This window comes from Rufibacter tibetensis (genome assembly GCF_001310085.1).
In the GTDB taxonomy this organism is placed as follows: Bacteria; Bacteroidota; Bacteroidia; order Cytophagales; family Hymenobacteraceae; genus Nibribacter; species Nibribacter tibetensis.
On sequence record NZ_CP012643.1, the window covers coordinates 3,766,473 to 3,779,237 of the forward strand.

Sequence of the window (12,765 nt, forward strand, 5' to 3'; positions counted from 1 at the left end):
TGTCAGAAGACGAAAGACTTATCACTGAAAGTGCTTCCACAAGAGGTGACAAGAACTATTTTTCAAATAAGGTATCAAAGCATACTTCATGATAGGTTAATGCCAGGTGGCAGGTACTTACTAAATGAATCAAAAAAGAGGGTTTTTAGAAAATATCAAAAATTTGGCAGAAGATTGCTTGTGATTTGAGGAAAATACAATTAACTTTCCTTTATAAGGAAAAAACGAAATGAGGTGGGTTGTGAAGGACCTATTTTTTTTAGAAGGTTTGTGCAATCGATTGTCTTAATAAGGGCAGGCAGGACTTGTAGAAAGGTGGGGGAAAGTGGAAGTATAGGAGTTTTTTGAAATACACTCCTTCAAGTACCCGGACCTTCCCAGGGTTATTCCTTCAAGTAGCAGAAGTTTTAGATGTTTTAATAGATTTTATTACTATACATCACATTCCTCCATATGGTATTTTTAGTTTTGCTCTTCCTTCTTCTCACCTTAGGGTTTAATTCTTTACTAGGTTTTCTTAATAAAATTAAAGGTTTTTTATTAAATAAAAGGACTGAAACATTAGACTGCCGCTATTCTCCTGTTATTTGCAGCATCGGTAAAATCCTTCATTTCATAGAAGTTGGAAAGGAACCTGCTTACCTGCTTCAAAGGGTTTCTCCGGCAAGAACTAGGGAATCCCCTTTCTTAAGAAACCTCTAAAATATACCTGAAAACAATCCTGTTATACATCGGCAAAAGCAAAATCATAAGAAGATTAGTGCAATCGATTGCTCTTTTTGGATTTTAACAATAGTAGCCTTGGTGTGCAAGTGTTACTTGCCGCTTAACAATACTAACCGAATACCTAACCTATACACTGTTCATTTTATCACCTTAAATCATTTCACCTATGAGAAGTACTTTACTTAAAAGGATTAGATTTTTATTAGTAATTCCGTTGGTGGTTCTCACCATTTTGGGCGCGGCAGCCCAGGGAAGAACGGTAACTGGAAAAGTGGTAGATGAAAAAGGAGAGGCCTTGATTGGCGTTACAGTTCTATTGAAAGGCACTTCTTCGGCCACTGCTACAGACACAGATGGAAGCTTTTCTTTGAATGTTCCTTCAGAAACCGGAACTCTGGTTCTTTCTTATGTAGGGTTCGTAACCCAGGAGGTTCCTCTCAATGGCAGAACTACCGTGAACGTTAAGTTAGTTTCAGACTCCAAAACCTTTGACGAGGTAGTGGTGATTGGCTATGGTACCGTGAAAAAATCAGATTTGACTGGTTCCGTTGCCTCAGTGAGAGGAGAAGATTTAACCGCTATTCCTGTAACAAATGCTCTTGCGGTAATGCAAGGCAAGGTCCCTGGCCTTGATTTAACAACTTCAAGTGGTCGAGCAGGTGCAGGGGTGAACCTAAGTGTGCGGGGAAACAGATCTGTGAACGCCAGCAACCGTCCTTTGATCATTGTAGACGGGATTCGGTATGATGGTGCGTTGGATGTAAACCCCAATGACATTGCCTCTATGGAGGTGTTGAAAGATGCGGCTTCTACTGCCATTTATGGTTCATTAGGAGCCAACGGGGTGATCTTGATCACTACCAAAGGTGGTGCAGTCGGTAAGGCAAAATTATCCTTCAACTCTTATTATGGTATCCAGAGTGTCAACGGATATCCTGATATGATGACAGGCCCTGAGTGGGTGCAGCTAAGAAGAGAAGCGCGTAGAACAGTAGGGGAGTGGAAAAGTCCGGCAGATGATGAAAAAATCTTGCCGCCCGCTCAGTTTGAGAACTTTAGAAATGGTATATGGACCAATTGGGCTGATGAATTGCTGGGTAATGGAAGCCAGCAAAACTACCAATTGGGCCTTTCCGGGGGAACAGATAAGCTTACTTATTATCTGTCTACTGAGTACTTTGATGAAAAAGGATTGCTGAAAATGGATAGGTTGAAGCGCTATAGTGGACGTATGAACATCAGCTATAAGGTTTTGGATAACTTGAAGGTAAGTACCAACCTAATGTACACTCAGCGTGACCAGGACATTAGACGTGATCCTCTAAACCAAGCCAATAAGATGAGTCCTTTGGGGAGACCATACGATGATGAAGGAAACTTCCTTGTCTTCCCGGTAGGTGATGCCTCTACTCTGAATGCCCTGGTAGACGAGCAACCAGGAGCTTACACCAATAATGATGTTAATAGAAGGTTCTTCGGTAACCTGTCTGTAGATTACAACCCCATCAAAGACCTGACCATCACTTCTCGTTTTGGGATAGACCAATACAATAACAGAAACGGTCTATTTGCAGGAACCAACACCATAGATACCGGAGCAAACGGATTATCCCTGGCTCGTGCAGAATTGGGGACATTTTCCCGGTTCACTCTTGAGAATTTCGCGAACTACACCAAAACCCTTAATGAGAACCATGAATTCTCAGTTTTGCTAGGTTCAAGTATCTGGGCAGAAAAGGAAGAAAACTTTGCTGCGCAGGGTAGGAATGTGCTTTCTTCTACCTTGCTCTTTTATAACTTGGGAGCCACTCAAACAGCTTATCAGTTAGAAAGTAGCCTACGAGAAAGAAGCATGACGTCCTTCTTTACCCGGATGAACTACAAACTATTCAATAAATACCTCTTCACGGGTGTATTGCGTACCGATGGAGCCTCTGTATTGGCAGAGGGTCATAAATGGGATTACTTCCCTTCTGCATCAGTAGCCTGGATCTTGAAAGAGGAAAGCTTTCTGCAGAATGTAGCTTCAGTAACAGACTTGAAGCTAAGAGCCAGCTACGGAGTTTCAGGAAACAGCCAGATTTCAGAATACATGACCTTGGGTGGTTTGGGTAGATCTACTTACGCTTGGGATGAAACTCCTGCTTACGGGTACTACCCAGGAGCACTTCCTAATCCTAACTTGAGCTGGGAAACAACCGCTACTGCCAATTTTGGTTTAGATTTCGGGTTTTTCAACAACCGGATAACGGGTACTTTAGATTTGTATCAACAAAACACCTCAGACCTTTTGCTGGAGCGTTTGTTGCCTACCTCCTCAGGATATGAGCGGGTGATTGACAACGTAGGGAAAGTAAGAAACAGAGGGGTTGAGCTACAGTTAAACACGGTCAACTTTGATCGGTCTCAGGTACAAGGGTTCAAATGGACTTCTGATTTCAGCTTTGCCAGAAACAAAGAAGAAGTACGGTACATTGGGGAAGGTATAGATAGAGATCTTAGCTTTGGATCTAATGGTTTGCACGTAGGCTATCCTATTAGTGTTTATTTTAATTATGAGAAGATTGGGATCTGGCAACTAGGCGAAGAAGAACTTGCTTTGAAAAACCAGCAGAGACCAGGAGATATCCGGGTGAAAGACCAGGACGGTGACGGGCTAATTACACCGGCAGACCGCGTGATCATAGGTAACAACGTTCCTGACTGGACATTAGGAGTAACCAACCGGTTCAGCTACAAAAACTTTGATTTGTCTGTGATGGTGTACGCCCGTATTGGCCAAACCATCAGCAGTGAAGCAGCTAACTCTTACAAAGTAGATGGTTTAGAAAACGGTCCGTTGGTTGATTACTGGACCCCGGAAAATCCTACTAATGCGTTTCCAAGACCAAATGCCAGCACCAGCAGAGCCAGTACCCGTTACTACTCAACCTTGCAGTATGTAGATGGTTCGTTTGCCAAAGTGAGAGATTTAACCTTGGCGTACAATTTCCCGCAGCCGCTTATCAGTACTTTAAAGCTATCTCGCTTGAGAGCTTATGTGACGGCTAAAAATTACTTCGTTTTATATAGCAAGATCAGACCTTATGACCCGGAGAGAGGCGGAGCTCTTAGCTTCCCTATGACAAGACAGTTGGTATTTGGTCTGAATGTAGAATTTTAAGAACAGGAAGGTTCCTTATGAAAAAATTTGTTTATAAATGCTTGTTGTCTGTTAGTTTGATGACAGCTGTTTCTTGTGATTCGTTTCTGCAGGAAGAAAATGTTTCTGGCCTTACTTCCGGCACATACTATAGTACAGTGGAAGGTATGGAGAGTCTGGTGAACTCTTTGTACACGCCCATGCGCTTCTGGTATGGCAAAGAAAACGGAATTGCCCTGTCAGAACTGGGTACTGATATCTTTACCCGCGGAAGCGGGATGGAAAGTCCGCCTATTGCCCTGTATAACTCTGATCTGTCTGGTGCTAACTCAGCCATCAACTTCTACTGGACTCGCCTCTATGCGGCCTTGAATGCTACCAATGCGGCCGTGTCCAGAATACCTACTTCTCCGCTACCAGCCAACCTCAAATTGATAAGAGAAGGGGAGGCGCGTTTTTTACGGGCATTTTACCTGTGGCACATTGTTGAAACGTGGGGAGGCGTACACCTTACTACTACTGAAACCATTGGCGTGCAAACCACTGCTAACCGCACCCCGGTAGAAGGTTTCTACAAGCAGATTTTTGAAGACCTGCAATTTGCCGCTACCAACCTGCCCGTGACCACTACTCAGTATGGCCGCGCAACCAGACCTGCCGCTGAGGCTTTCATGGCCCGGATGTACCTGTACCGCAACAACTACGCAGAGGCTTCTCGCATGGCCAAGAAAGTGATAGCTGATTACAACTTCAAGCTGATGCCTACTTATGCCGCCCTTTGGGACATTGCCAATATTAAGAATACAGAAGCTATCTGGGTTGTCAATTTCACTGCCGACCTGATACTGAACCGTGAGTTTGATGGTTTAACCAGTTCCTCATCAGATGACATTCTTCTGCGTGATGGTGGGAACAACTCACACTTGTTCTTCTTGATGACGTATGACCAATTGCCTGGCATGCAACGTGACATCAGGTACGGACGTCCTTTTGCCCGCTACATGCCTACTGTCAAGCTTCTGGATCTGTTTGACGAAACCAAAGATGCTCGTTTTAATGCCACTTTTGAAACTGTTTGGTATTCTAATAGACCAGGTTCTTACAAAGTTACCAATACCGCAGGTGTTGAGCGCACTGTAACTTTCAAAGCTGGTGATACTGCTATTTACGCTACAAAATATGTAGTGCCAAATGCGGTAAAAGATGCCAAGCCTTACACCATCATTGACCGTAGCAGAACCTATGACGCCAATGGTGCTCCGCGGGTAAGAGACCGTTATATGTCTTTGAAGAAGTTTCTGGACCCAGCCCGTTTAACCATCTCCCAGCAACAGGGTCGCCGCGATGCGTTTGTCATCAGGTTAGCTGAAATGTACATGATCGCAGCCGAAGCAGATATGATGTTGGGTAACACCGCTACGGCACTGCAACACATCAATGCTGTTAGAAGAAGAGCTGCCCTTCCAGGTAAAGAAGCTGCCATGGAAATCACGACAAGTCAGTTTAACATTGACTTCATCCTGGATGAAAGAGCCCGCGAGTTTGCCGGGGAACAACAGCGTTGGTTTGATTTAAAAAGGACAAACAAACTGGTGGAACGCGTAAAAGCCTTCAACCCAGATGCGGGTCCTAACATCAAAGAATACCATAGGTTACGGCCAATTCCGCAAGCCCAGCTGGACATCATCACCAACAAAGGTGAGTTCATCCAGAACGAGGGATACCAATAGAAAATAGTCTTGGAAAGGGGAGGAAGGTTTTCTTTCTCCCCCTTTTCTTTTTAGTAAAGGGGAGAAAAATTAGCTTTAAAGATTAAGAATAAACAAGTAGCACATGCTTAAAAAGTTACTGGGGTTATTGTCTTGTATGTGTCTGATTCATCAACTAAATGCGCAGCAGCTGGCTTTTCCAGGTGCCGAGGGGTTTGGTCGGTTCACAACTGGCGGACGCGGCGGCAAAGTCATTAAAGTTACAAACCTGAACGATGCCGGACCAGGCAGCCTACGAGCTGCCCTCGCGGAATCAGGTGCCCGCACCATTGTGTTTGATGTGTCAGGCAACATCGTGCTGGCCTCACGGCTGCAAATTAGCAACGGCAACGTCACCATAGCCGGCCAAACAGCTCCCGGCGACGGTATTTGCCTCCAGAACTACGAGATGGTGGTAAACGCCGACAATGTAATTATCCGCTACCTGCGGTTCCGGATGGGTGACCTGACCCGGAACGAGCAAGACGCACTCTGGGGCCGGTACCGGCAAAACATTATCATCGACCATTGCTCCATGAGTTGGTCCATTGACGAGACGTCATCCTTCTACGCAAACAAGAACTTTACCATGCAGTGGTGTCTGGTAGGGGAGAGCCTGAACCAGTCGTTCCATGAGAAAAATAACCATGGCTACGGAGCCATCTGGGGAGGCGACAAGGCTTCGTTTCACCACAACCTCTTGGCCCACCACAACAACCGGAACCCGCGATTCAACGGTGGAGGCCGCTCAGGCATCAGCAACGGTCCCTACCTTAATGAGCATGTGGACTTCCGCAACAACGTAATCTACAACTGGCGCGATAACAGTGCCTACGGTGGGGAAAACGGCAAATACAACCTGGTGAACAACTACTACAAACCAGGTCCGGCTACGGCCAGCAGCAAAAACCGTAGAATCATGCAGGTATCATTTGAGGCAGACCCAACCTTCGGGGCCGGGTACGGCACCTTCTTCATAGACGGAAACTACGTGCATGGCAATGCTGCTGTCACGTCTAATAACTGGAATGGAGGCGTGGATTATGACAGTAGCATTCCTGCGGCCCAACGGGCCAATGTGCGGTTGTCTACGCCAATTGAGTTCCAGATGGAAACCAACCACACCGCTGAGCAGGCATACGAGGCCGTACTGTCCCGCGTGGGCGCCAGCCTACGGCGCGATGCTGTAGACGCCCGGATCGTGAATGAGGTACGCACGGGTACCGCTACCTTCAACGGTTCTAAAACCGGCTTTAGAGGCATCATTGACTCCCAGACTGACGTGGGTGGTTGGCCGGTTCTTCAGTCTTTGCCTGCGTTGGCAGATACTGACGGAGACGGAATGCCCGATGCCTGGGAGACGCAGAAAGGCCTGAACCCCAATAACGCCGCTGACCGGAACAATGATGCCAACGGCGATGGATACACCAACCTGGAAGAATACCTTAACGGCTTGCTCTCCTCTAGCAACCTGACCAGTTCCCCTGAGTCTGAGCAAATAGTTGAAACAACCCTTTACCCTAATCCTTTTTCCCTCTCTACTACTTTCTCTTTCGTGGCGAAACAGCGGAGCCAGGCAGTCATAAAAGTAACTGATTTGGGGGGCAAAGTGGTGGCTACCCTCTTAGATGCCTCCGTAACTCCTGGGTTACAAACTGTACGTTGGAACGGGACAGATCAGAATGGCCGGGTGCTTCCTACGGGTATGTACTTCATTTCAATTCAGGCAGGAAGCGAGAAAGCAACCAGAAGAGTGGCTTTCATAAGAGAGTAAAAGAAAAGAGTAAATGTTCAAGACCATAAAGGGACTTGTAAAAAGAAGAAGCGAGTGTATGCCCAATAGAGTGTTGGCAATTGTTTTTGCATCGTTTTGCTGATTTGCACCAAAAACACTTCGGCACAAACAACACAGTAGGGACTGCTTACAATATTATGACCTGCCAGATTTAGTATAAATAGCTGGAGATCGCATTAAACAAATTAAATATGAAATTAGAGCACTTTGCCCTTAACGTAGAAGACCCCATCGCCATGAGCAACTGGTACACCCAGCATCTGGGTATGCGGGTGGTGCGGCAAGCAAAAGAAGCCCCTTACACTACCTTTTTCGCGGATGACAGTGGCCGGATTCTGGTGGAAATTTACCTGAACCCAGTAGATGAGGTGCCGCCTTACCGGACTATGAATCCGCTGATGGTGCATTTGGCCTTCGTTTCAGAAAACCCTACCAAAGACAAAGACCGTCTTTGTGCGGCGGGAGCCACCCTTGTTTCTGATCAACATTTAGAAGACGGTTCGCACCTGATTATGCTCCGCGATCCCTGGGGACTAGCGCTGCAACTCTGTAAACGAGCTACCCCTATGTTGGCTCGGATTGACTGGTAGTTAACCTTGCTTTTGGCTTGATTTCTGCAAATCAGCTATGAAACGTTGTTGCTTTACTTAAACAGAAATTACCAACTTTGGTAATCCTTTAGAGACAGATACATTATGAAATTAAAAATTGCGTTACCGTTCCTGTGTCTTTGCTGCATGGGCCTGATGTCCTTCCTGGTAAGGGAGAGGGAAAAGATCACGGTGTACCTGATTGGTGATTCCACTATGTCCATTAAAGAAACCAGGCACTATCCAGAGACGGGGTGGGGCATGCCTTTTGTTTACTTTTTTGATAACAGCGTGAAAGTGGAAAACCATGCCAAAAACGGCCGCAGTACCCGCACGTTCATTGAAGAAAAACTATGGCAGCCAGTAACCTCTTCCATGAAAGCAGGAGATTACCTGTTCATTCAGTTTGGGCATAATGACGAGGTGTCTAATAAAAAGAGCTATACCACTGAAGCGGATTACGTAGCCAACCTGGAGCGGTTTGTCTCTGAGGCCAGAAAGAAGAAAGTAACTCCTATCCTCATTACCCCAGCGGCTCGCCGGAAATTTTTGCCAGACGGGAAGTTGGAGAGTACCCACGAAGTGTACTCTAACCTGGTTCGGTCTGTGGCTCAGAAACAAAAAGTTGCCTTGATTGACCTTGACCGTAAAAGTCAGGAGTTGTTACAAAAGCTGGGACCTGAAGCATCCAAGATGCTGTTTGTGCATCTACAGCCGGAGGAACATCCAAACTATCCGCAGGGCAAAGTAGATGATACCCACTTCAATGAGTTGGGTGCCCGTGAAATGGCCCAGATTGTCTTAGCTGAAATAAAAGCCCAAAAACTAGGCTTAACCGAAAGAATAGTAAAACCTGAGGTGAAACAATAAACTGTTTCCAAGCAGCATCTACCAAGCTGAAAAATTGTCAATGTTTTGATTTAGGCCTGTTTCCCTGAAAGCAGGCCTAAAATTTTATCAACCTTTATCTGTATACCATGAAAAACGGTTACAATTCTTTGTCAGTTATTCTTCTCACGTTGCTGATTGTTTCTTCCTGCACCACCTTAAAACCAACTCAGTGGAAGATGGATTCTCTCACGGCAGTGGGCGGGCATCTTACAGCTGTTATAGGTAACCCGAAAAGCATAAAGGGGAAAGGAGGAGCACAGGTCATTTCATTTGATGGCGTAGATGACGGACTGCTGGTAGACCATAACCCCATAGCCGGGGCCGAGGAATTTACTATTGAGGTAGTGTTCAAACCTAATGCTGCCTGGCCCGCAAACGTGGAGCAACGCTTTCTGCACATTGAAGACATGGCCCTGGGGCAGCGGCGTATTCTGTTAGAACTCCGCCTGAATAACCGGAACCAATGGTACGCTGACTTTTTCATGCGCACAGAAAAAGCTGCTCTCACTTTAATTGACTCAACAAAAACGCACCCGGTGGGAGAGTGGGCCACCATGACCCTGACCTACAAAGACAAGCAGTTAAAAGGGTACGTGAATGGACAACGGGAGCTTTCCGGTGAAATTGAATACCTGCCCATTCCAGCTTCAGCGAAAACCTCCATAGGCACCCGCATGGATCAGCGGTCCTGGTTCAACGGGGAAATCCAGAGTGTGAAAGTTTGGAAACGGGCACTTCAGCCTAAGAAATACTCTAACTACTTATAAGGAGAATAAAGTACGAGGTAGAAAGCTCTTCTGAATTCTAGACCCTTTTCTGAAAATCTTTCCTAAACTATAAAAGCGATAGGGGCCTGTTTACAGAAAACAGGCCCCTATCGCTTTTATGTCTTCACTAAAATAGAGCTTACAAGGTCATGTATTTTTTGACTTTCTCAATCATTTCTGAGGACCCAATCACCAACGGACAGCGCTCATGAAGTTCAGTAGGGACTTTGTCCAAGATACGGTCAATGCCGTCGGTGGCTTGTCCGCCGGCTTGCTCCGCAATAAAGGCCAGGGGGTTGCACTCATAAAGGAGGCGCAGTTTGCCGGTTTTGTTTTTTGCCGAGGCAGGGTAGAAGTAGATGCCTCCTTTCAGAAGGTTCCTATGGAAATCTGCCACCAAAGACCCAATGTAGCGCGAGGAGTATTTCTGCTCCCGACAAAAGGCAAGGTAGTTCTGAATGCCTAATGGGAAATTGCTCACGTTTGCATCATTGCAGGAATATTGTTTACCGCCTGTTGGAATCGTGATGTCTGGGTGAGAAAGGAAGAACTCGCCCAAAGAAGGCTCATACGTAAAGCCGTTCACTCCGCGGCCAGTGGTGTACACCAAAATGGTAGATGCGCCATACAGAATATAGCCAGCAGCTGCTTGTTGGGTACCTTGTTGCAAGCAATCTTCCAGGGTGCCGTCTTGCCCGCCGTCTGATAATCTGCGGTAGATAGAGAAGATGGTGCCAATAGGGATGTTCACCGAGATGTTGGAGGAGCCATCCAGTGGGTCCATGGCGACAATATACTTAGCGTTTTTGTTACCGGTATGAATGATATCTTCCTCTTCCTCTGAGACTATGGTGCATACCTCCCCGCCGTTCCGCAAAGCCCTCACAAACCTTATGTTCGCAATAATGTCCAGCTTTTGCTGCTCTTCGCCCTGCACGTTCTGCTCACCGTAAGACCCAAGGGTGTCCTGGTCGGCGCGGGTGATTTCACGGCTCACGATTTTGGCAGCCAGGGCCATGTCGCGCAACAACTGGGACAATTCTCCGGTTGCGTACGGAAAGTCTTCCTGCTTTTTCATGATAAACCGGTCTAAGGTGGTGCCTACAGGAAGGGCTAATGCATCATTCATAGGGTTAGAGGAGTTTATTAGTTTGTATAAGTACTTATATAAGATGGAAGGGAAATAATTAGGCCCTGTCCCGTTTGCCGCAGATGCCACACAACTGAAGCGATAGAGGAACAGGGCCTGTTTTCTGTTTAAACTAGTTCCTTTTCAAAGAACCAGCATGATGGGAGATTCCTTACAAGGACACACCGCGTTTCCACGGAATGAAGTCGTCTTGATGCAAAGCCTTCTCTTTTGTTTCAATCCGGCCGCTGGCAACTTCAATGATGAAATCCAGTACATCTTCGCCCATTTCTTCAATGGTTTTCTCGCCTGCAATCACTGCTCCGGTATCAATGTCAATGATATCTGGCATGCGTTGCGCCAACTTGGTGTTGGAAGAGATTTTGATTACTGGTGCAATCGGGTTTCCGGTTGGAGTTCCTAAACCGGTGGTGAACAATACAATGTTAGTACCGGCTCCTACCAACGCAGTGGTACATTCCACGTCGTTACCAGGGGTGCACAACAGGTTCAAACCTGGTTTCTTGATGTATTCTGGATAATCCAGTACATCAACAATAGGAGAAGTACCTCCTTTTTTGGCTGCTCCAGCAGACTTGATAGCATCAGTAATCAAACCGTCTCTGATGTTACCCGGACTTGGGTTCATGTCAAAGCCCGATCCAACTGCCTCAGCAGAGGCTGCGTAGGCGCGCATCAAAGAAGCGAAACGCTCCGCTGATTCTTCAGATTCGCAACGGTTGATTAGTTCCTGCTCTACCCCGCACAATTCAGGGAATTCAGAAAGAACGGTTGTTCCGCCTAAAGCTACCAGAATATCAGAGGTATGCCCAATGGCTGGGTTAGCAGAAATACCGGAGAAGCCATCAGAACCACCGCACTCTAACCCGATAGAAAGTTTGCTTAAAGGAGCTGGCTTTCTGGTTTGTTTATCGGCTTCAATTAACCCTAAGAAGGTCTGCTTGATGGCTTTAGACATCATTTCCTCCTCAGTTCCCTCTTTCTGCTGTTCCAGCACGATGAGTGGTTTTGAGAAGTTAGGGTTAAGAGCCTTGATTTTACTTTCCAGGATGCTTACCTGAGCGTTTTGGCAACCCAAGCTCAAAACGGTAGCACCTGCCACGTTAGGATGGTGGATGTAGTCGGCCAACAAAGCACACAGCATGTCTGAGTCTTGTCTGGTTCCGCCGCAACCACCTTGATGGGTCAGGAATTTGATTCCGTCTATGTTTTCAAAAATACGGCGCTGAGCCGGGGCAGAAGCTTTTTGTAAGGTAAGCGTGCCAATGGCCTCAGTGTTGCCAGACTGGTACAGGTCTACCATTTGCTGTACGTAGGACTTGTATACGTCACGCTGGCCAAACCCAAGCTCATCTAAGAAGGCTTGCTTGATGATGTCTACGTTACGGTTTTCACAGAATACCAACGGAACTACCAGCCAATAGTTGGAAGTACCTACCTGACCGTCTTCGCGGTGAAAACCCATGAAAGTTCTGTTAGCCCACTTAGAAACATCAGGCGCTTGCCAGCCAATGGTCTTTGTTTTGCCGGTAAAGCCATTCACCTGGTGTTTCACATTAGAGGTAGTTAACACGCCTCCAGCAGGGATGTCATAAACTGCCTTGCCCACCAAAGACCCATACATCAAGATCTCCTCACCAGCGGCAAGGGGTTTCAATGCGAATTTATGCTTGGCCTGAACGTTGTCAACCAAAACTATCTGCGAGCCATCGTATTCCACGATGTCGCCTTTTTGCAAATCCGTCAGTGCTACCAGCACATTGTCGTTCGGATGGATTTTTAAAAACTTGTGTAACATATCTAAAACAGGTAGAATGTGCAATCGATTGCGCAATATATCAATAATTGCGAGAGATTGAAAAATTTAAAACAATTTATTGTAAAAAATTAAACTTTTTGAACGGCAGGCAAGCAGAAGAATCTAAAGTTCCCAATTTCGGAATAAGAAGCCCCAGG

At 46.2% G+C, this 12,765-nt stretch carries 8 protein-coding genes; 6 read left to right on the forward strand and 2 right to left on the reverse strand.

Annotated elements, in window-relative coordinates; all coding sequences use genetic code 11:
- Positions 1 to 892 precede the first annotated feature (892 nt).
- From DC20_RS15330 to DC20_RS15355, 6 genes are all read left to right on the forward strand, one after another.
- The gene (locus DC20_RS15330) at positions 893 to 3,889 is read left to right on the forward strand and encodes a SusC/RagA family TonB-linked outer membrane protein (protein WP_071885480.1); all 2,997 of its coding nucleotides are present in this window, start codon (positions 893 to 895) and stop codon (positions 3,887 to 3,889) included.
- A gap of 17 nt (positions 3,890 to 3,906) precedes the next feature.
- Positions 3,907 to 5,598 (forward strand): RagB/SusD family nutrient uptake outer membrane protein, encoded by a 1,692-nt coding sequence (locus DC20_RS15335; protein WP_062544639.1) that lies wholly within the window; start codon positions 3,907 to 3,909, stop codon positions 5,596 to 5,598.
- Positions 5,599 to 5,701: 103 nt separating this feature from the next.
- Positions 5,702 to 7,390 carry a T9SS type A sorting domain-containing protein gene (locus DC20_RS15340; RefSeq protein WP_169788192.1) on the forward strand — a complete coding sequence of 563 codons (1,689 nt, stop codon included), beginning with the start codon at positions 5,702 to 5,704 and terminating at the stop codon, positions 7,388 to 7,390.
- 212 nt (positions 7,391 to 7,602) lie between these two features.
- A complete protein-coding gene (locus DC20_RS15345) occupies positions 7,603 to 8,001 on the forward strand; it encodes a VOC family protein (RefSeq protein ID WP_062544640.1) in 399 nt (132 codons plus the stop codon).
- Between the two features lie 105 nt (positions 8,002 to 8,106).
- Positions 8,107 to 8,871 (forward strand): rhamnogalacturonan acetylesterase, encoded by a 765-nt coding sequence (locus tag DC20_RS15350; protein WP_062544641.1) that lies wholly within the window; start codon positions 8,107 to 8,109, stop codon positions 8,869 to 8,871.
- Between the two features lie 107 nt (positions 8,872 to 8,978).
- Complete coding sequence (locus tag DC20_RS15355; protein ID WP_062544642.1) at positions 8,979 to 9,659, forward strand: LamG domain-containing protein; 681 nt, start codon at positions 8,979 to 8,981, stop codon at positions 9,657 to 9,659.
- Between the two features lie 139 nt (positions 9,660 to 9,798).
- Here DC20_RS15355 and fbp read toward each other — a convergent pair whose 3' ends face one another.
- Together fbp and DC20_RS15365 are read right to left on the reverse strand one after the other, a co-directional pair.
- Complete coding sequence (gene fbp, locus DC20_RS15360) at positions 9,799 to 10,788, reverse strand: class 1 fructose-bisphosphatase (protein WP_062544643.1); 990 nt, start codon at positions 10,786 to 10,788, stop codon at positions 9,799 to 9,801.
- Positions 10,789 to 10,960: 172 nt separating this feature from the next.
- Complete coding sequence (locus DC20_RS15365) at positions 10,961 to 12,607, reverse strand: UxaA family hydrolase (RefSeq protein ID WP_062544644.1); 1,647 nt, start codon at positions 12,605 to 12,607, stop codon at positions 10,961 to 10,963.
- Positions 12,608 to 12,765 lie beyond the last annotated feature (158 nt).

Excerpts from the sequence above, each read along its gene's own strand:
- DC20_RS15330 (WP_071885480.1), top strand. The coding sequence starts at position 893 with ATGAGAAGTACTTTACTTAAAAGGATTAGATTTTTATTAGTAATTCCG.
- DC20_RS15335 (WP_062544639.1), top strand. The coding sequence starts at position 3,907 with ATGAAAAAATTTGTTTATAAATGCTTGTTGTCTGTTAGTTTGATGACA.
- DC20_RS15340 (WP_169788192.1), top strand. The coding sequence starts at position 5,702 with ATGCTTAAAAAGTTACTGGGGTTATTGTCTTGTATGTGTCTGATTCAT.
- DC20_RS15345 (WP_062544640.1), top strand. The coding sequence starts at position 7,603 with ATGAAATTAGAGCACTTTGCCCTTAACGTAGAAGACCCCATCGCCATG.
- DC20_RS15350 (WP_062544641.1), top strand. The coding sequence starts at position 8,107 with ATGAAATTAAAAATTGCGTTACCGTTCCTGTGTCTTTGCTGCATGGGC.
- DC20_RS15355 (WP_062544642.1), top strand. The coding sequence starts at position 8,979 with ATGAAAAACGGTTACAATTCTTTGTCAGTTATTCTTCTCACGTTGCTG.
- fbp (WP_062544643.1), bottom strand. The coding sequence starts at position 10,788 with ATGAATGATGCATTAGCCCTTCCTGTAGGCACCACCTTAGACCGGTTT.
- DC20_RS15365 (WP_062544644.1), bottom strand. The coding sequence starts at position 12,607 with ATGTTACACAAGTTTTTAAAAATCCATCCGAACGACAATGTGCTGGTA.